This window comes from Pantoea sp. X85 (genome assembly GCF_029623675.1).
Classification (GTDB): domain Bacteria; phylum Pseudomonadota; class Gammaproteobacteria; order Enterobacterales; family Enterobacteriaceae; genus Pantoea; species Pantoea leporis.
In genome coordinates this window covers 260427-280894 of the sequence record NZ_CP121109.1, presented here as the reverse complement: position 1 = coordinate 280894, position 20468 = coordinate 260427, and the positions used below count along the sequence as shown (strand labels likewise).

At 56.4% G+C, this 20468-nt stretch carries 15 protein-coding genes; 6 read left to right on the top strand and 9 right to left on the bottom strand.

Features of this window, described 5'->3' with window-relative positions; genetic code table 11:
* Positions 1-252 precede the first annotated feature (252 nt).
* The gene (locus P6287_RS20855; RefSeq protein ID WP_101761355.1) at positions 253-654 is read left to right on the top strand and encodes an H-NS family nucleoid-associated regulatory protein; all 402 of its coding nucleotides are present in this window, start codon (positions 253-255) and stop codon (positions 652-654) included.
* Positions 655-861: 207 nt separating this feature from the next.
* On the opposite strand, the gene P6287_RS20850 is transcribed toward P6287_RS20855, so the two are convergent.
* The 3 genes from P6287_RS20850 to P6287_RS20840 are packed head-to-tail and all read right to left on the bottom strand — an operon-like array spanning position 862 to position 4485.
* Positions 862-2061, bottom strand: coding sequence for an aminotransferase class I/II-fold pyridoxal phosphate-dependent enzyme (locus P6287_RS20850; protein WP_277975287.1), 1200 nt, complete (start codon positions 2059-2061; stop codon positions 862-864).
* A gap of 18 nt (positions 2062-2079) precedes the next feature.
* Entirely contained in the window at positions 2080-3381 is a 1302-nt protein-coding gene (locus tag P6287_RS20845; RefSeq protein WP_277975286.1) for an LLM class flavin-dependent oxidoreductase, read from the bottom strand.
* A gap of 33 nt (positions 3382-3414) precedes the next feature.
* The gene (locus tag P6287_RS20840; RefSeq protein WP_277975285.1) at positions 3415-4485 is read right to left on the bottom strand and encodes an iron-containing alcohol dehydrogenase family protein; all 1071 of its coding nucleotides are present in this window, start codon (positions 4483-4485) and stop codon (positions 3415-3417) included.
* Between the two features lie 334 nt (positions 4486-4819).
* Between P6287_RS20840 and P6287_RS20835 the strand changes: the two genes are divergently transcribed.
* Genes P6287_RS20835 through P6287_RS20825 form a run of 3 tightly spaced genes read left to right on the top strand, consistent with a single transcriptional unit; the run spans position 4820 to position 7817 of the window.
* Positions 4820-5365, top strand: a complete 546-nt coding sequence (locus tag P6287_RS20835; protein ID WP_101761773.1) for a GNAT family N-acetyltransferase — start codon at positions 4820-4822, stop codon at positions 5363-5365.
* Positions 5362-6504, top strand: coding sequence for an amidohydrolase (locus P6287_RS20830; protein WP_210080228.1), 1143 nt, complete (start codon positions 5362-5364; stop codon positions 6502-6504). Before P6287_RS20835 ends, P6287_RS20830 begins: the two co-directional genes overlap by 4 nt.
* Positions 6504-7817: an MmgE/PrpD family protein gene (locus P6287_RS20825; RefSeq protein ID WP_277975284.1), complete on the top strand. Its 1314-nt coding sequence runs from the start codon at positions 6504-6506 to the stop codon at positions 7815-7817. The genes P6287_RS20830 and P6287_RS20825 overlap by 1 nt, the downstream gene beginning before the upstream one ends.
* On the opposite strand, the gene P6287_RS20820 is transcribed toward P6287_RS20825, so the two are convergent.
* Positions 7814-8038: a hypothetical protein gene (locus P6287_RS20820; protein ID WP_007890034.1), complete on the bottom strand. Its 225-nt coding sequence runs from the start codon at positions 8036-8038 to the stop codon at positions 7814-7816. The genes P6287_RS20825 and P6287_RS20820 overlap by 4 nt on opposite strands.
* A 114-nt stretch (positions 8039-8152) precedes the next feature.
* Positions 8153-8275: a hypothetical protein gene (locus P6287_RS20815; protein ID WP_255421536.1), complete on the bottom strand. Its 123-nt coding sequence runs from the start codon at positions 8273-8275 to the stop codon at positions 8153-8155.
* A 329-nt stretch (positions 8276-8604) separates the two neighbouring features.
* Between P6287_RS20815 and P6287_RS20810 the strand changes: the two genes are divergently transcribed.
* Complete coding sequence (locus tag P6287_RS20810; protein WP_277975283.1) at positions 8605-12315, top strand: FAD-dependent oxidoreductase; 3711 nt, start codon at positions 8605-8607, stop codon at positions 12313-12315.
* Between the two features lie 419 nt (positions 12316-12734).
* Here P6287_RS20810 and P6287_RS20805 read toward each other — a convergent pair whose 3' ends face one another.
* The 4 genes from P6287_RS20805 to P6287_RS20790 are packed head-to-tail and all read right to left on the bottom strand — an operon-like array spanning position 12735 to position 17625.
* Positions 12735-15020 (bottom strand): molybdopterin-dependent oxidoreductase, encoded by a 2286-nt coding sequence (locus P6287_RS20805; protein WP_277975282.1) that lies wholly within the window; start codon positions 15018-15020, stop codon positions 12735-12737.
* Positions 15021-15054: 34 nt separating this feature from the next.
* A complete protein-coding gene (locus tag P6287_RS20800; RefSeq protein ID WP_101761347.1) occupies positions 15055-15816 on the bottom strand; it encodes an amino acid ABC transporter ATP-binding protein in 762 nt (253 codons plus the stop codon).
* Positions 15809-16732 carry an amino acid ABC transporter permease gene (locus tag P6287_RS20795; protein WP_101761346.1) on the bottom strand — a complete coding sequence of 308 codons (924 nt, stop codon included), beginning with the start codon at positions 16730-16732 and terminating at the stop codon, positions 15809-15811. The genes P6287_RS20800 and P6287_RS20795 overlap by 8 nt, the downstream gene beginning before the upstream one ends.
* Complete coding sequence (locus P6287_RS20790) at positions 16729-17625, bottom strand: ABC transporter substrate-binding protein (RefSeq protein ID WP_277975281.1); 897 nt, start codon at positions 17623-17625, stop codon at positions 16729-16731. The genes P6287_RS20795 and P6287_RS20790 overlap by 4 nt, the downstream gene beginning before the upstream one ends.
* 659 nt (positions 17626-18284) lie before the next feature.
* Here P6287_RS20790 and P6287_RS20785 point away from each other — a divergent pair.
* Complete coding sequence (locus tag P6287_RS20785) at positions 18285-20456, top strand: TonB-dependent siderophore receptor (protein ID WP_277975340.1); 2172 nt, start codon at positions 18285-18287, stop codon at positions 20454-20456.
* Positions 20457-20468: the final 12 nt, after the last annotated feature.

Genomic DNA, 20468 nt, shown 5'->3' with positions numbered 1-20468 from the left:
AACCATTTATGGCGACCTTCACACGCACCGCATACACACGCATAATAAATCACCCACTATTATTCCCCTAACTCTCCCGCGTCACGTGAATAAGCCAAATAGCTCGATAAAGCGTCATGGAATATAAAAGAATCTCTGATCACCCGGATATTTTACAGACAATTCTGCCCACGTTTGATTATTTTACTTTGGCAAAAAATCTCGTAGAATGCTTCCCTTTACACCAGTTAAATAAGTAATAAGGATTAATACATGAGCGATGCACTTAAAGCATTGAACAATCTTCGTACGCTGCGTGCCGAGGCGCGTAATATTGACGTCGCAGCATTAGAAGAGATGCTGGAAAAATTCGCCGTGGTCGTCGCAGAGCGCCGTGAAGAAGCGGAAGCAGAAACTGCAGCTCAGCGCGAAAAAGAAGAAAAGCTGGCGCTGTATAAAGAGATGTTGTTGAAAGATGGCATTGATATTAGTGACCTGGCGCAATTAACTACCCAGGAAAGCAAACCCAAGTCGAAACGTGCTCCGCGCCCCGCGAAGTATAAATTCATCGACGAACAGGGGAACGAGAAATTGTGGACCGGCCAGGGCCGTACGCCGTCACCGATTAAAGCCGCACTGGAAGCTGGCGGTTCAATGGATGATTTCCTGATTTAATCGGTGACTTGCTGTACAGCGTATGAACAGTAAAAACGCAGCACAAGTGCTGCGTTTTTTTGTTATTACTTCTGCGCGTTAATCTATTTGATATACGCTTTTAAAACGTCGTAGACATAATCCTGGCAAGCGATACTGGATTGCGCATCATACTTACCGTTATGTCAGATAATCCCCCGGAAATATCTGACGTCTTTACCAGTAAGCTTATTTCAGAACCGCACAGGCCTGCGCAATTCTGCGACCCGCTTCACGCACCGTTTCAATGTCGGTGGCAATCGACAAACGGAAATAAGGTGATAATCCGTACGCGCTGCCCGCCACGCCAGAGACTCCGCTCTCCAGCAGATAATTCATCACATCCTGCTCGCTTTCGATCTGCTGACCATCGGGACGCGTTTTACCTAATAAACCGGCGCAGCGACAGAAAATAAAGAACGCGCCATCAGGATTAAGCACGTCAATTTCCTGCACCGGCTTTAACAGCGCCATAATCGCATCGCGGCGATCCTGATAAGCCGTGCGTTGCGGCGGCAAAAAGTCGAGTCCACCGTTATACGCCGCCACCGCTGCAGCCTGACTGATCGCGCTGGCACCGGAGCTGTTTTGCGACTGCACCACCACCATCGCGTCGATCAACGCTTTAGGCCCGGCACCGAAACCGATGCGCCAGCCGGTCATGGCGTAGGTTTTCGACACGCCGCCCACCAGCAGAATACGGTCGGCTAAATCCGGCGCAACGTGCAGCAGGCTAATATGTTCACGGCCATCAAACAGAATATGTTCGTAGAGTTCATCCAGCATGATCAGCACATCAGGATGATCGCGCAGCACCGTCGCCAGCGCGGTCAGCTCATCTGCGCTGTACACCATACCAGAAGGATTGCCGGGATTGTTCAGCACCAGCCAGCGGGTTTTGGCGGTGATCGCCTGCGCCAGCTGTTGCGGCTGCAACTTGTATTCCTGCTCCAGCGGACAAGCCAGCAGCACCGCCTCACCGCCGTTAAAACGCACGCTATCCGGGAACGTCGGCCAATAAGGCACAGGCACAATCACCTCATCGCCTCCATTCAGCGTGGCGGCAAAGGCGTTGAAGATAATCTGTTTGGCACCGTTGGCGATGCAAATTTGCGCCAGCTCATAATCGAGCTGATTTTCATTTTTCAGCTTAGCCAGCACCGCTTTGCGCAGCGGCGTGGTGCCGTTGGTCGGCGTGTAGCGCGTTTCACCGGCTTCCATTGCCGCCACCGCCGCCTGGCGAATATGCGCGGGCGTATCAAAATCTGGCTCACCGGTGGTGAGATCGAGAATATCCACGCCCTGCTCTTTCAGCTGGCGCGTCAGTTGACGCGCCGCCGCATTGGCAGAGAGCGACACGGACTGCACACGCTTTGATAAGGTGACCATGTTGAGCTCCTGAATGGGTTAGACCACCGGCAAACCGAGGTTTTCACGCAGCGTGGGGAACTCGTAATCGTCACGGAACAGGCCGCGACGGCGCAGTTCAGGGATCACCAGCTCAACAAACAGATCCAGCTGCTCGGACATGATCGCCGGCATGATATTGAAACCATCCGCGCCGCCCTCGTTCATCCACAGCTCGAAATCGTCAGCGATATCTTCGGCGGTACCGACAATCACGCGATGTCCGCGTGAACCAGCAGCCACCGCCGCCAGCTCGCGCAGCGTCAGATTTTCGCGTTTCGCCATATCGGTCATCAGTTTAACGCGGCTCTGGTTGCCCTCGCCCAGCGGCACTTCTGGCACCGGACCATCCAGCGGGAACTGGCTGAGATCCATGCTGAAACGCAGCGACAGCTGACGCAGACCGTTTTCGATGTCCACCAGCGTGTTGAGCTCTTTCCACAGTGCTTTGGCCTCTTCACGCGTGCGGCCCACAATCGGCATCACGCCCGGCATAATCACCACATGATCCGGATTACGACCAGCGGCAATGACCTGATCTTTCTGCGAACGGTAGAAGGTTTGCGCTTCTTCGAGGCTGGCAGCCGCCGTGAAGATCACTTCCGCGGTTTCCGCCGCCAGTTTCTGACCATCGGCGGAGGAACCGGCTTCGATGATCACCGGACGCCCCTGCGGCGAACGGGTGATATTCAGCGGACCCTGCACCTGGAAGTGCTCGCCTTCATGGTTAATCGGCTGGATTTTTTCATCAACAAAGTACGCACCGGTCTCTTTGTTCGGCTGCACCGCGCCCTCTTCCCAACCGGCCCACAGCTTGTCGGCCACTTCGAGGAATTCGCGCGCACGCGCATAACGCTCGGCATGGTTTGGCATATCGTTGCGGCTAAAGTTACGCGCTACATCGGTAGAGAACGAGGTCACCACGTTCCATGCCGCGCGACCACGGCTGATGTGATCCAGCGAAGAGAAGCTGCGCGCCATGGTGAACGGATCGCTAAAGGTGGTGGACGCCGTTGCCGCCAGACCGATGCGTTTGGTATTCACCGCCAGCGCCGACAGCATGGTCAGCGGCTCAAGGCGCGCCATGGTCGAGGGCAGACGATACATGCTGGTGGCCAGCGCATCGCCTACGAAGAACAGATCGAATTTACCGGCTTCGGCTTTTTTGGCGATGGTGATCAGCCAGTCGATGTCAGTTGGATCGCCGAGCTTTTCCGTCAGACGCCAGCCGCTGACGTGTTGTCCTACCGGCTGCACGAAAAGGCCTAAACGGATGCGGCGTGGTTGTTGTGAGTTAGCCATTAATTTGTCCTGGTCAATAAAAAGTGGTGCGATTTAAAACGTGTTCTCGGTCGCCAGCAGCGCCTGTTCCAGCGCATCGGCAGAGATGCGGAATGGCAGACGTTCGGCGCTGGCCGCCGGGAATTTAATCTGTTCTGCGATGGTGCGAATCGTCGCCGCGCGGTCGCCGGTTAACGGCGCTAAGGTCAGCGGCATGTCGTACGCACGCAGCAGCGTCAGCAGATCGGCATCCGGCACGCCGTTATGCTCAATCAGCGATTGCACCAGCAGGCTGTAACCCACTTTTTCACCGTGCAGCCATTGATGCAATTCCGGCTGATGCGTCAGACGATTGTGAATGGCGTGAGCAAAACCTGGCGTCGGCAGCACATCGCGCACGCTGTTGGCTAATCCGGCCAACACGATATTGGCATCGATGATTTTCACCAGCTCCGACGTGACCTGCTGTTGCTGGTTAGCGGCTACCGCCGCCGGGCCCAGCTCGCGATAAAGATCCAGCGCGCGTTTGGCGGTCATCACTTTGAGATCCAGCGCCAGATCGTTGGGATTGTTACGCTGATACGGATAGAACTCATAATATTTTGCCAGCGCATCAACGATGCCGGCCTTCAGGTAACGCACGTCGCTGCGCGCGATAATCTCGCTATCGACCAGTACTAAATCCGGCATTTTGCCCAGCGGCTGGCTGCGCACATGGCCGCCCTGCTCGTTGTAAACAATCGCCACCGGCGACCAGGCAGCGCAAGTCGCGGCAACCGTGGCGAAGTTGATCACCTTGAGATTGGGCAGCTGGCTACCCACCGCTTTTGCCGCATCCAGCACGCGCCCGCCGCCGATCGCAAACAGCAGTTCAGCGCCCTGCCGCTCGACATTGTGCTTCAGGGTTTCAATCGCGGCATCGGTGCATTCACCGGTCAGATACTCTATTTCCCAGCGAATATCATTGGCTTCAAGGCTCTGGGTTAATTCCGGATTAACGGCCTGCCAGGCGCGGGGGGAAGTAAAGACGCGAATATGGGAAGCGTAAGGTTTGATAAATTCACCGGCGCGCGCACGCAAACCGGATTCATGTGCATATGCACGCGGAGATTTGATCGCTAACACGGCGTCACCCTGATTAAGAATAAGGCTATAACGGATTAAATTAAGATAATTCAGAGGGTTAATACAGAATAGTTATAGCGCTATGTATTTTCTGCATACTACGGTAAATAACGATTTAAGCAATGCAAAAGGGGCGATTTCATTTTCACAAATTCGCATTAGCTTAGTTATTTTTCACATATAGCGGGGAATGGCTTTGCTGGTAATCTGAACCCTTATAACAGACGAGTACCTTGCGTAGAGGCGCAATTTATTGCGCGATGAATCGCGCCGCTATGGAAGGTGCCTGTTTTTTGATTCTCCGCCTGATGGCGGTTTTTTCCCGGGAATGTCTATGTCACTTGAATTTCGTCAGGTTAGAGAAGACGAGGTGGAAACCTATCAGGCGCTGATGCATGCCGCGTATGCACCCACGCTGGCGCTCGGCATTAAATTTGATGCCGCCACCGCCGACCTTGCCAAGACACTGCGTCATCTGCAGAGCCACGGTGTTTATGCCCTGTATGCTGATGATGTGATGGTCTCATCCGTTACCGTACGCTATCCGTGGGGACCGCTGCCCGGCCCGTTTGGCCTGCCGCATATCGGCTGGTTTGGCGCGCATCCCGATTATCCCGGCCAGCAATTTGGTCGTCAGGTGCAGGATCGTCTCGAGCAGGAGATCTTGCTGGGCCAGTTACGCGCGCCTGCGGTGTCGCTCGGCACCGCCACCAGCCATCCGTGGCTGATCGAGATGTACAAAAAGCGCGGTTTCCAGCTGATGCACACCACCGATCTCGGCAAAGGCCACATCACGCAATATATGAAGAAAGTACTGGATGAAAGCGCCCACGATGCGTGGTTAACGCGCCAGGCGGCACAACAAGGAGTAAAAGCATGAGCCAATCTCTCGACACCTTAGGCGAACAGCTGATCGCTTTCCGCCATGAACTGCACCGTTTTCCCGAGCTCTCCAATCAAGAGTTTGAAACCACCGCACGAATTCGTCAGCAATTAGAGCAACACCAGATTCGCGTGCTGGATCTACCGCTCAAAACCGGTTTAGTGGCGGAAATTGGGGCGGAAAGTGGCCCATTGATGGTGTTACGCTCCGATATTGACGCGCTGCCGATTGAAGAGCAGTCAGATGTGAGCTTCCGATCTGAACGTCCCGGCGTGATGCACGCCTGCGGCCACGACTTTCACAGTTCGGCGGCGCTGGGGGCAGCGATTCTGCTCAAACAGCAGGAAGATACGCTGCCAGGTCGCGTGCGTATTCTGTTCCAGGCCGCTGAAGAGACCGGCCAGGGCGCGCCCGATGTGATCGCGACCGGCGCGCTGGATGACGCGGTGGCAATCTTCGGCATCCACAACGATCCGTCGCTGCCGCCAGGCGTGATTGGCAGCAAAGCCGGTCCGCTCACCGCCGCGGTCGATCGCTTTGATATCAGCATCACCGGCATGGGTAGCCACGCCGCCAAACCGCATCAGGGTAACGATCCGATTGTGATTGCCGCGCAAATTGTCTCGGCCGCACAAACGCTGATTAGCCGCAATGCGCCATCCGGCGATAACGCGGTGGTCTCGATTACCCAGATTCACAGCGGCAGCACCTGGAACGTGATTCCTGATAGCGCCTGGCTGGAAGGCACGGTGCGCTCCTTCTCGCAGGAAACGCGCGAACGTCTGGAGCAGCGCTTCCGTGAAATCGTGCAAGGTATCGGCGCCGCTTTCGCCGCCGAGGTGAAATTCAACTGGCACGCGGGTCCGCCATCGGTGGTAAATGATGCGCATTGGGCGGATTTTGCCTTGCAGCAGGCCAGCGCCAGCGGCTTTGAGGCGCGCGTGGTGGAAGCCAGCCCAATCGGCGAAGACTTCGCGTTCTATCAGCAACAGCTGCCGGGCGCGTTTATGATGATTGGCACCGGCGAGCCTTACGCGCTGCACCATCCGGCGTTTCGCATCAATGATGATGTGCTGCTGCCGACGTCGCGCTATCTCGCCAATCTGGCGGTCGCAGCGCTGAAGAGCGTGAGCTGATGAGCCTCACTGCCGCGCTGGCTGAGCGCATTGTTCACAGCCAACCGGACGCCGCCGCACGTAATGCGGCACGCGAAGGGGTGCGTGATTTCCTCGCCGTCAGCTGGCCGGTGCTGCAAGGTCAGGTGCCAGACAGCGGATTACCGGCGCTGCGCAGCGTATATGGCGACGGCAGCGCGCGATCCAACGCGCTGCTGCTCGGGTATGCCAGCCACGCGCTGGATTACGATGATTTCCATGCGGATTTTCGCGGGCATCCCAGCGTGGTGATTCTGCCTGCGCTCTTTGCCTGGCAGCAGTTGCAGCCCTCTGAGCTGGATCAGTTTCTTGATGCCTATGCGGTCGGCGTGGAGGTTGCCGGACGTTTAGGTCTCGCCGTCAGCCAGCAGCATTACGCTTTAGGTCATCACAATACCGCGACGCTTGGCACAGTTGCCGCTGCCGCCGCGCTGGCGCGTTTGCTGGCGTTAGATGTGGCTGCCACCGCGACGCTGCTCGGCATCGCCACCACGCAGGCCAGCGGCTTACGCGCGCAGTTTGGTTCGGCGGTAAAGCCGCTGCACGCCGGGTTTGCAGCTGAACGCGCGGTGAGCGCCGCACAGCTGACGCTGGCAGGCTTTGATGGCAAGCAGGATGGCGTGATTGACGCCTTCATCTCCGCCACCAGCAATGGCCAGGCGCAGCCGGAAACACTGATTGAGCACTGGGCGCAGCCGTGGCGCATCGTCGCGCCTGGGCTGGAATTCAAACCCTTCCCCACCTGCGCCGGTACGCACAGCGCCGCCGAAGCCACGCGCATTTTGCGCAATCAATGGCTGGCGAGCGGTAAATCACTGGAAAGTTTGCTGGAAAACATTAGCGAAATTAGCGTGGCGTTTCCGCCGGGCGGTGATATTGCGGCATCGGTGCGCGTGCCAACCAACGGCATCGAAGCGCGTTTCAGTCTGGAATATGTGATCGCCGCGATGCTGATGTATGGCGATTTGCGTTTGCAGGATTTTGCCGAAGGCGAGTTGAATCAAGAGGTGATGCCGCTGGCAGCAAAGGTGCGTCGTACGCCAGATGAAGGTGCGCCACCGGATGCGATTAACCCGGCGCTGCGTTTTCATCTGGTGACGATTACGCTACGCGATGGCTTGCAGTTGCAGCATCACCGCACACGTCAGCAATCGCTGGCCGATGCGGTAGATGTCGCAGGCAAGCTGCGCGCGGCACTGCAGCAGGAATCCCCGCTACGTCAGCAACAACTGCTGAACAGCAGCGAGTTGGCTAACAGCGCGCATCTGGCGCAGTTAACCCAGCTGCTCGTTTAAAGCGTTTCGACCGGCTCCAGCGCATCCTGAATGGCATCGGCCAGATTTGCGATCTCATTGGCAACCGCCTGCAAATCCCACGATGCCTTTGATCCGCTGGCAGAGGTTGAGGCGCTAACTGACTCTTTTGCCACCGCTAATGCCGCCGCAACCGCAACGGTGCGTTTATGCTGCTCAACCGTGACGCCAATCGGTGGCTGTGTGAAATAGTCGTTGACCATCGTATCTCTCCCTTAAGTGTTAAAAAAATAAATGAATCCTGGAGAGGTATTATGGGGGAATTACAGCAGAGTGCACTCTAAATAGTGAGCCGCCAGCGGCGGCTCGACCGATTTTCAGATTTTAGGTTGCTGATCTTCAGGGAATTCAGTATCGCGGGGTAAATCATCATCTTCGTCAGGTAATGTTTCATCATCACCTGGCAGTGGAATTACATCATCATCTGGACGTTCTGACATACGTACCTCCGTAAACCCGAATTGGGTTAATTAAAGTGTAGTAATGAAATAAATTAAACATCACCCTTCTTTTCATTATGTGAGTTAAGCGTAAGAAAACGCGCAACAATAATATCTTCATTTCTTTGCACCGCTTCACTTAAATAAGCAAAACTCACGCTGGGCTTATTTTCTTTTCAGCTCAGCCATTTGCGCTAAGCCAAAGCGTGGTTATAATTTGAATTAGGTTCAACAGTCGATTTCCCTGGTTGCCTTAAATGGCGCCCCTATAACACGATTAACTTCTTTTATTTATTGCTATTTCCTGAATGTTATTCCGGGGGAACTCCATGTCGCCATTTTCCAGCTTTTGGCAAGCCGGTTATGAGGGAGCGGATCATATCAATCCCTTCGGCGAGCGGCTTTCAATGAATGCGTTGACCGACCATTTATCGCAATACCATAACGATTACGCCGCGCTGCAGCAGTTTGGCATTACCTCCGCCCGCGAAAGTATTGGCTGGCGACTGGCGGAAATGGAACCGCAAACCACGCTCGAAAGTTTAAAAAAACGCATGAATTCGGCGCGCTCCTTTGGCGTGCAAATTAACTGGACCTTTTGCCATTACGGCTGGCCGGATGACTTAACCTTATTTTCCAGCGAATTTGTGCCGCGCTTCGCCGCTTTTTGTCAGCGCATGGCGGGCTTTCTCGCGGAATATTATGAAGACGTACCCATTTATTCGCCGATGAATGAAATCTCGTTTATGGCGTGGGGGATTTCTGTCGGCCTGTTTGGTAACAATGCCCATACCGATCCCGATGAGATTAAACGTCAATTGATTCGCGCCACGCTGGCGGGTTGCGCCGCCATTCGCCTTGCAGATCCGCGTGCGCGTTTCCTGCACTGCGACCCGATTATTCACGTGGTGCCGGATGAAGACAGCGATGCATGTCGGCAGCGCACCCGGGATATCAACGCTTCGCAATATCAGGCGTGGGACATGATCGTCGGTTTGCGCGAGCCGGAACTCGGCGGCAAACCGCACTATCTCGATGTGGTTGGCGCCAATTATTACCACGGCAATCAGTGGCTCACCGGGTCCGGCTGCCGACTGGAATGGCATCTGGGCGATGCGCGCCGCGTGCCGCTGCATCCGCTGCTGGCCCAGTTAACTGAGCGTTACCAGCGCCCCATTTTGCTGGCGGAAACCAGCCACGTCGGCAGCGGACGCGCCGCCTGGATCGCCCAGGTGGCCGCCGATGTCGCGCAGGCACAGCTGAATGGCTGTGATATCCGCGGCATCTGTCTTTATCCGATTATCGATCGCCCACTTTGGGAAGATCTCGAACACTGGCCACGCAGCGGATTGTGGGATGTCGATCCTCACAAAAAGCGTCTGCTGAACCCGGTTTATGCCGCGTCATTACAGCAATCACAACGATTATTAGCCCGTTTTCAGGGTCTGATCACCGCGGCCAGCAGGCCAGAGGAAAGCGTCATGAAACAATCCGTATTAGTGGTATTCAGTCATTTACGTTGGGGATTTGTCTTTCAACGTCCACAGCATCTGTTGTCGCGCCTCGCCCAGTTCCACCGCATTGTGTTTATTGAAGAGCCGATTTATCAGCCCGGTGAAGCCGCGTTACGCCAATATCAGCCCGCACCAAACGTGACGGTGATCGAACCGCATACCGATGTGGCCGCGCCTGGCTTTCACGATAGCCAAATCGCCGTACTGCAACCGCTGCTGGCTGAACTGCTTGCTGACGATGAAACGCCGATGGTGTGGTTTTATACGCCGATGGCGCTACCGCTGCTGGCCTGCTTTACACCGAGCGCGATTATCTATGACTGCATGGATGAACTCTCCGCCTTTAACCAGGCGCCGCGCCAGCTTCAGCAGCGTGAATCGGCGCTGTTGAGCCGCGCCGATTTGGTGTTCACCGGCGGCACCAGCCTGTATGAAGCGAAGAAACATCGCCATCCGCAGGTTTTCTGCTGCCCAAGCAGCGTCGATGCGGGACATTTCGAACAGGCGCTGGACCGCACTAACAGTCATCCGCTGCAGGAAAACCTGCCAAAACCGCGCCTCGGCTATTACGGCGTAATTGATGAACGCCTCGATTTGACGCTGATTGCCGCGCTGGCCGATGCGCATCCCGACTGGCAGATCGTGATGGTCGGTCCGGTGGTGAAAATTGATGCCGCCAGCCTGCCCCAGCGCAGCAATCTGCACTGGTTCGGCCAGCAACCGTACGCCGCCTTGCCGCACTTTCTCGCCGGCTGGGATCTTTGCCTGATGCCGTTCGCGCTCAATGCTTCGACGCGCTTTATCAGTCCTACCAAAGTGCTGGAGTACATGGCAGCGCAGCTGCCGATTGTCAGCACCGCGATTGCCGATGTGGCGCGACACTATGCCGACGTGGTGAGCATCGCCGACTCACATCAGAGCTTTACTCGGGCCTGTGAAGCGGCGCTCAGCATGCCGGTGGAAACCCGCTATCAGCTAGCGAAAAACATGGCGGCACGCGTAGCGGAAACCTCGTGGGATCGCACTGCCGATGAGATGCAGGCGCATATCGTGGCGCTGACCCAACGTCAGATTTCCCATCCCGAAATAGCCGCCGCCCCTCCGCCCGCGCTGGCGCACAATACCGTTGCGTGCTTGATTTTGGGGGCCGGGCCAACGGGGTTGAGCGCCGGGTATCACTACGGCGCGGGCGCAGTGGTGCTGGAGAAAAATGCCACCGTGGGCGGCTGGTGCCGTTCGGTCGAGGATCAGGGATTCACCTTCGATCACGCCGGCCACATTATGTTCTCCAACGATCCTTACGTGTTGCGCCTGTACGATATCCTGCTGGGCGACAATCAGCACTGGCAAACGCGTGAAGCCTGGGTTTACAGCCATGATGTTTACACCCGCTATCCGTTTCAGTCGGCGCTGCATGGTTTGCCTGCCGAAGTGATTGGCGAGTGTGTGTTAGGCGCGATTGAAGCGCGCTATGCGTCGCCTCCCGCTTTACAGGCGGTGGCCACCGAGGCGCGGCGTGATTGCTGCGCCGATGGCGCCATCCCGGATGGTGAAAGCCTGGTTTGTCAGCCGGAGAGCGAAGATTTCGAAAGCTTTATTTTCCGTACCTGGGGCAAAGGCATCGCCCGCCATTTCGCCCTGCCGTATAACCAGAAACTGTGGAAAACCCCGCTGGTGAATATGGAAACCTCATGGCTCGGCGGACGCGTGCCGCTGCCGGATTTGGAGCAGATCATCTCCGGCGCGCTGGCGCCGCTGGATAAGCCGGTCGGCCCCAATGCGCGCTTTGGCTATCCGCTGCGCGGCGGTTTTCAGGCGCTAATGGAAGGATTTCTGCCACATCTGGACTGCACGCTGGAGATGGAAGCGGGCGTCAGCGAAATTCAGCCGTTGCAACGGCGCGTGCTGTTAAGTGATGGTCGACAGTTTCATTATGACCAGATGATCAGCACCTTGCCGCTGCCAGAACTGGTGCGATTGATGGGCAGCTTTGCACCAGAAGCGGTGCAGAAAGCGGCGAAGCAACTGCGTCATATCTCGGTGCGCTGCGTCAATCTGGGCATTGGCCGCGCCAATATCAGCGACAAACACTGGATTTACTATCCCGGCAACACGCTGTTCCACCGCATCTTTTTACAGGGCAACGCCAGCCCGCACTGCAATCCAGAAGGCGGTTTTGGCCTGACCTGCGAAATGACCTATCGCGACGATCAGCCGCTTCCTTGCGAAGGCGATGCGTTGATTGAACGCTGCATTGCGGATTGTATTCGGGTCGGCATCATCAATGCCGATGATGAGATCGTTACCGCCAGCGAAGTGGATATGCCGTACGCTTATGTGGTGTACGACCATCAACGCACCGCCAACGTCACGCTGATTCGTAGCTGGCTGGCGACGCAAGGCATCCATCTTTCCGGGCGCTACAGCGAGTGGGAATATTACAACTCGGACCACGCGTTCCTTGCCGGTAAACGTGCAGCGGAAACGGTGAAAGATTTGACCCATAACCGGAAAACCACGGCTTAACCAAAGGTGCGCACCAAATCCCGCCTAAACCGTAAGGTCGCCATGAATGGAGTTAAGCAAGCATTTTGCTTTTAATCTGGTGCGGGCACTGACACATCTGCTGCGTCACGGGCCGTCCTCGCGCCGCTTACGCGGTACCTTCGGCTTTCACGTTGTGCCGACGGATCGTTCGAGGATCGGCCGTCCTGGCCGCCCCGAACTGCCTCACGCATCCCTGCGTGAGGCTCCTGGCCCAACGTAAAAGCCTCAGCGCTGCGGATAGCCCTTTTGCCGCTGCAGACGCGCCAGCGCCTCTGGCAAATGAGCCCTGTTTAGCAGCACTCACTGAAGCTCCGGCCTGCGCACTCGTCGTTGGCTAAACTGACTAGCATTACGCTATTCGTGGCGACCTTTTTGCATTTCCCCGCCGAAAATCATTATCAACCCGGCGGAATAAACGCCTGTACCGGCGTCACTTCGCCGCGATATTTCCGCACCTGCACCACGGTGATTTGCCCGCTGCAACCTTGTGCCAATGAAGACGTGCCGATATCCAGCGTCAACACATTGGGATTACCGTGACGGCACAGCGGACGCAGCGCGGTGGGATCGACCGGATCGTACCAGGCACCGGTGGGCAACTGCACCACGCCGCGCATGATGGTTTCGGTCAAACGCGCACTGGCGAGCACGTGGCCGCGCGCGTTGTAAAGCTCGATAATATCGCCATCATTAATGTCTGACGCGGCCGCATCCGCCGGATGCAAACTGCACACTTCGCGGCCATGGCGTTTGCCACTCAGGCTGTAATCACCAAAATCGAGCTGGCTGTGCAAACGCGTCGCCGGCTGATTGGCGATCAACCAAAACGGATGATCGGGATTCGGTTTCTGCTGCGGTTCACGCCACACCGGATGTCCCGGACAGTTTTCGTAGTTAAAGCTGGCGATGGTGGCAGAGAAAATTTCAATTTTCCCGCTCGGCGTCGGCAACGGCGACGCTTCCGGGTCGGCGCGGAACGCGTTGATCATACGGCCGCCGTCTTTCAGCTGCGGCAACTCCAGCACGCCTTGTTGCCAAAACTTCTCGAAGTCGGGGATCTCAACCTGATGCGCCGCCAGCTTTTGCTGCAGCTGGGCGTAATGATGCTGCAACCAGCCGCGCGTATCGCGCCCTTCGGTGAAGGCCTCTTCGCGGCCTACACGGCGCGCCAGCTCGGTGAAAATCGCGTAATCATCTTTGGCTTCACCGAACGGTTGCGCCACCGGTTGCATGGCAAACAAGTGGCGATCGGTGGGTGCGCCGCCAATGTCTTCGCGCTCCAGCGTCATGGTGGCGGGCAAAACGATATCGGCATGGCGCGCGCTGGCGGTCCAGGCGATCTCATGCACGATCAGCGTATCCAGCTGACAAAAAGCCTGACGCAAGCGCGCGAGATCCTGATGATGATGGAACGGATTGCCGCCGGCCCAATATGCCAGACGGATGTGCGGATAGGTTAAACGGCGGCCATTGTAATCAAACGGCTTGCCGGGATTGAGCAGCATATCGGAGATACGCGCCACCGGAATCAGACGATCGATACCGTTTTTACCCTGCGGTAGCGCCGGAAAACTCACCAGATTGTGATGCTTACCGTAATGGCCCAGCGCACCCAGCGCATAGGTGTAGCCGCCGCCCGGCAAGCCCGGCTGACCAAGTGCGGCCGCCAGCACCAATCCCAGCCATACCGGCTGTTCGCCGTTTTCTGCGCGCTGCAAGGCATGCGCCACCGTCACCAGCACGCGTTTGCCGTGCAGCTGGCGAGCAAAATCGCTGATGAACGCAGCACTCACGCCGCAAATTTCTGCTGCCCACGCCGCATCGCGCGGCGTGCCATCCTCTTCGCCGCGAATGTAGGCCGCCATTTCTGGCCAGCCCACGGTGTAGCGCGCGAGGAAAGCCTCATCGGTCAGCTGTTCAGCGATCAACACCGATAACACGCCGAGGATGAAGGCCGCGTCAGTGCCCGGTCGCAGCGCCAGCCATTCGCCCTGCGCTTCTTCAGGGAGATCGCTTTGCAGCGGACTGACCGAGATAAAACGCGTGCCGCGCTCAGCCGCTTGCTGCATAAAGCCGCGCTCGGTGTGTTCGCTTAAACCGCCGCTGGCGACCTGCGAGTTTTTCAGCGCCAAACCGCCAAATGCCAACACGATGTCGCTGTGCTGGGCGATCTCTTCCCAACTGACGCCGCGACGGGCAATTTCATTCATGTCGCCGACGATATGCGGCAGCAACACCGACGCGGAGCCGGAACTGTAGCTGTTGACTGAACGCACGTAGCCGCCGAGCGTGGTGTTGAGGAAGCGATGCACCTGACTTTGTGCGTGATGGAAGCGGCCGGCGCTTGACCAGCCGTAAGAGCCGCCGAAGATGCCTTCCGGGCCGTACTTATCGCCGACGCGTTGCAGTTCGCGCGTGACCAGCGCGTAAGCTTCATCCCAGCTCACCGCGACGTACTCATCGTTGCCACGACGATCGTCCGCGCCCGGGCCGTTCTCCAGCCAGCCACGGCGCACCATCGGACGGGATACGCGCGCCGGATGGTTTAACGCAGTGTGGAAATTTTGCAGCAGCGGGCTGGGATCGGGATCGCCCTTGAACGGTTCGATGGTGAGCCGATCGCCCTGTTGCTGGGCATGAAAAGCGCCCCAATGGGCGCTGTGCATTACCGGTTTTTGCGTCATCACTGTTCCTGGCATCAAAAAAGAAAAACGGTGCCTAAAGCACCGTTGCGATAAAGTTTCTTACGCGCCCGTTTTCCGGGTCGTCGAGCACTTGCTGGGTTGGCCCCGCCGCCACGATTTTGCCGCTTTCCATAAACACAATGTTGTCAGCAACCTCGCGCGCAAAACCAATCTCATGCGTCACCACCACCATGGTAATGCCGGAGTGCGCCAGCTGTTTGATCACCTGCAGCACTTCGCCAACCAGTTCGGGATCGAGCGCTGAAGTGGGTTCATCAAACAGCATTACGCCGGGATCCATCGCCAGCGCGCGGGCAATCGCCACACGTTGCTGCTGTCCTCCGGAGAGATTCTGCGGCCACTCATCTTCGCGGCCAGACAAACCCACTTGCTTCAGCAGCGACAGCGCTTTGCTGGTCGCCTGCTGACGACTCTGCTTCTTGACGCGCATCGGCGCATCGACGATGTTTTGCAACACGGTACGGTGCGGGAACAGGTTGAATTGCTGGAACACCATGCCGATTTCGGCACGCTGACGTGCAACTTCACCGCTGCTTAACTCGTACAGCGCCTGGCCTTTCTGCTTATAGCCGATGATCTCGCCGCCGATGCGAATGGTGCCGCCATCCAGTTTTTCCAGGTGGTTTATGCAGCGCAGCAGCGTGGATTTCCCCGAACCCGACGGCCCAAGGATCACCGTGACTGAACCGGCCGGAATATCCAGATTCACTTCATCCAGAATGGTGACGCCAGAGAAGCGCTTAGTGACTTTACGTAAGGCGATCGCTTCACCCATTGCTGACGCTCCTTTCTGCTTTTGGCGCTGAGAAGCCCGGCAGCGATTTCAACAGGCTGCGTTTTTCCCGGCGCGAAACGCCACGGCCAAAATAGCGTTCCACATAGAACTGACCCACCGACAGCACCGAAGTCATCAGCAGATACCACAAGGTAGCCACCAGCAGCAGCGGAATCACTTCATAGGTGCGCTGGTAAATAATCTGCGCCGAGAACAGCACGTCCTGCAGCGAGATCACTGAGACCACCGCCGTGGTTTTCAGCTGACCAATGATTTCGTTGCCGGCGGGCGGCATGATGGCGCGCATCGCCTGCGGCAGCACGGTGTGACGGAAAATCTGCGAAGGGCGATAGCCGAGCGCACGCGCGGCTTCCAGCTGGCCGTTGCCGACGCTTTGGATACCCGCACGCACAATTTCGGCGGCATAGGCAGATTGGTGCATCACCAGCGCGATCACTGCCGCACTAAATGGGCTCACCAGCGCGTTCGATTGCGTGCTCCAGACTTCGCCGAGGCCCGGAATCGATAGGGCGATGGTGGGATAAAGCGCCGCGATGTTGTACCACAGGAACAGTTGCACCAACATCGGTACACCACGGAAGAACCAGGTGTAGAACCAGCTCACGCCCACCAGCACCGGATTGGAGGAGAGGCGCATCAGCGCCAGCACCGTACCGAAGGCAAAACCCAGCACCACAGAGATCGCAGTGAGCTGCAGCGTCATTAATACGCCTTGCAGGATCGATTCGCCGGTAAAGTTCTCCGCGATCACGCTCCATTCGAAGCGTGGATTGTTAATCATCGAGTTCGCCATCGCCACCACGCACAACAACACGACCAGCGCACTCAGCCAGCGTCCGTAGTAACGTTTGCCGACGATTTTCAAGTCGCCGGTGTGGTCGTGAATGTCACTCATTGAAAGATTTCCTGATTGCGTTTGGCTTGTTTAACAGCACCAAAGCCGATGCCCCAGTTGTCGAGGATCTTGGTGTAGCTGCCATCTTTGATCAGCGAGTTAAGCGCGGCCTGTACGGCGGGCTCCAGCGCGGAATCTTTCGGGAAAGCGACGGAGACTGGCGCATCGTGTACGGTGATTTCGCCGCTCATGGTCAGCGGTTTAATCACTTTCACCTGCCACAGCAAACCTTCATACGGGCCAAGGAACATTGGCACGCGACCGCTTACCACCGCCTGCACGCCAGCTGGACGATCCGGGAAGACGGAGACTTTGATTGGCTTTTTACCCGCCGCTTCACAGGCTTTGCTGGCGTCTTCAAGACGCGTAACCTGGGTGGTACCGGAACCGGCGCCCACTTCTTTACCACAGACATCGGCCAGTTCTTTGAATGGCGCGATGTTGGCATCTTTGCGCGAGATAATGCCGAGGCGGCTGGCATCGTAGTAACCCACGAAGTCGATGATTTTGGCACGCGCTGGCGTGGCGTTGATGTTGGAGAGCGCCACATCGTAACGACCGGTTTTCAGGCCTGGAATGATGTTGTCGAAACCGCCGGTGTCCCGCCACTGAACCTGGATTCCCAGACGCTCGCCCACGGCATTCATGATATCGATTTCACGGCCGGCCAGCGTTTTGTTGTCTTCTTTATAGAAGGTGGTTGGCGGCGTGTTGGGGTTGGTTCCGGCAACAATGTAGCCACGTTTCACCACATCCGCAGGCAGCAGGCTTTTCAGCGCAGGATCGGCCTGCACGTGGATTGAGCTGTCAGTTGGGACGTTTTCATCGGCGGCGAACGCGGTGTGTGCACTCAGCGCGAGCGCAAGAAGAGTCATGCCTTTGGCGAATTTCACTGGAACCTTTCTCCTGATTTATAAAAAGTTTCCCCACAGGGAAAAGGCGTTGAGGTAGCGATGGTTTTGTCTCCTGACTCACCTCGTGCGAACGGCGTGCGGTGAGTGGAATTGTCATCCTCATATACCCTAAATAATTCCAGCTGCAACAAGGCGGCAAGTGTGTGAATCCCCGGGAGCTTACTTAAGTAAGTGACTGGGGTGAACACGCGGAGCCAACGCAGTTGCGGCTGAAATTATGACGGGTATTTACGTCCCGATTAGCATTCTCTGGAAGATAGATAACAATCACAAATGCGAAAAAAACATATCTATTGCCGAAATATGGCAATAGCCGCTAGCACGGTTGCAAGGCGGGATTTCCGCCCGAGATTTGGCACGTAACACTCAGCAGAATTCAGAATATGCTAGTGAATCAATAGCCTGCTTATCCAGTATTCATCGACACATTTCTTCTTACTCATAACGGTTTCTTCTAAGCAAATGAGAAATTCCCCTCTCCGCAACTCATACCCCGCAACCGAACAACCTTTGTAAAGGTTTGTATTGTCAGGCATGTTGCCGTCTCACTGAATAGACAATGAGAACCGTTATCATTATCATGCGCATTTACTTACAATTGTTAACGTTACAGGGAGAAAACTTAAGTGAATGTAACCATGCGTGGCAAAAAGCGTCCAATTGCGCTTTTTTTAGCGGGAATGCTAACGTCGCCTGCCTTTGCAGCTGAAACCACCGAAAAGCTGGCTGACGATGAATCAATGATCGTCACCGCCGAGCAGGAGCTGAAACAGCAACCGGGCGTGTCCACCATCACCGCTGAAGACATCAAAAAAAATCCCCCTGTTAACGATCTCTCCGACATCATTCGCAAAATGCCCGGCGTAAACCTTACCGGTAACGGCGCCAGCGGCAGCCGCGGCAATAACCGGCAAATCGATATCCGTGGCATGGGCCCGGAAAACACCCTGGTGATGATCGATGGCGTGCCGGTTTCCTCTCGTAACTCGGTGCGCTACAGCTGGCGCGGCGAGCGTGATTCACGCGGCGATACCAACTGGGTGCCAGTTGAAATGGTTGAGCGCATTGAAGTGATTCGAGGCCCGGCCGCTGCTCGATACGGTTCTGGCGCGGCGGGCGGCGTGGTGAACATCATTACCAAGCGTCCCACCAACGACTGGCACGGCTCGCTGTCGCTCTATACCAGCCAGCCGGAAAATAGCAAAGAAGGCGATACCCGACGCGCTAACTTCAATCTCAGCGGCCCGCTGGCCGGTGATGCGTTGACCATGCGCCTGTACGGCAACATCAACCGCACCGATGCCGATGCGTTCGATATCAACACCGCAGAAAACGGTTCATACGCGGCGGGCCGTGAAGGCGTGCGCAACAAAGACATCAATACCGTGCTGTCGTGGAAAATCACGCCGCTGCAAATCATCGACTTCTCCTGGGGCTACAGCCGTCAGGGCAATATTTATGCCGGTGACACGCAGAACAGTAACAGCAACGCCAGCACCGACGGTTTAGTGGAGTCGCTGTACGGTGATGAAACTAACCGCATGTATCGCCAGAGCTACGGCATCGCGCACAACGGTATCTGGGATTGGGGAACCTCGAAGCTCAATTTCAACTACGAGAAAACCAATAACACCCGCCTGCAGGAAGGCACTGCCGGGCGTACTGAAGGAATGATCAACAGCGATACGTACGCCACCAGCCGCCTGGAAAGCTATCGCGCGGGCGGAGAGATCAACTTCCCGCTGCAGCTGCTGGTCGATCAAACCGTGACGCTGGGCGCGGAGTGGAACCGCGACGAGCTGAACGATCCAGCATCAATGCTTGCGGCCAGCGCGAGCGGCGTGAATTTGCCAGGCAGTTCTGGCGATCCATCGCAGCGCAGCAGTAAGAACAGCGCCACCATCAGTTCACTGTTCTTTGAAGACAACATTGCCGCCACCGATAGCACCGAAGTGATTCCGGGCCTGCGCTTTGATTATCACGATCAGTTTGGCGCCAACTGGAGCCCAAGCCTGAACCTCTCACAAGGTCTGGGCGACTATTTCACCCTGAAGGCCGGTATCGCACGGGTGTTTAAAGCGCCAAACCTGTATCAATCAACGCCGGGTTATCTGCTCTCCACGCGCGGCAACGGCTGCCCGATTGGGCTCAGCCAATGTTATCTGCTGGGGAACAACGATCTTGATGCAGAAACCAGCGTCAACAAAGAGATTGGACTGGAGTTCAGCAACCAGGGCTACGTTGCGGGCATCACCTGGTTCCGCAATGACTACAAGAACAAGATTGTGTCCGGCACCGAGCCGGTTTATTCCAGCACTCGCCCGGTTTACAACGTGCTGCGCTGGGAAAACGGCGGCAAAGCGATTGTGGAAGGACTGGAAGGAAATCTGACTATTCCTTTGATCGCCGATACGCTGGAATGGCGCTCCAACGCCACCTACATGTTCCGCTCCGAGAGCAAGAAAACCGGCAATCCGCTGTCGGTGATCCCGGAATTCACCATCAACTCGCAGCTGGAGTGGCAGGCGACGCAGGATCTCAGCGCCAACATCAACTGGACGCAGTATGGCCGCCAGAAACCGCGTCAAAATGTTGAGACCAATATCGATACCTCGAGCATGACGACGCAGGAAATCAGCCCGTATTCGGTGTTTGGTTTGAACGTCAATTACGACATCAGCAAAAACCTGCGCGCCAATGCCGGTATCAATAACCTGTTTGATAAACGCATTTACCGCGAAAATTCGGGTGCATCAACCTATAACGAACCGGGCCGCGCCTATTATGCCGGTGTGACGATGTCGTTTTGATTGAGCGGTTTT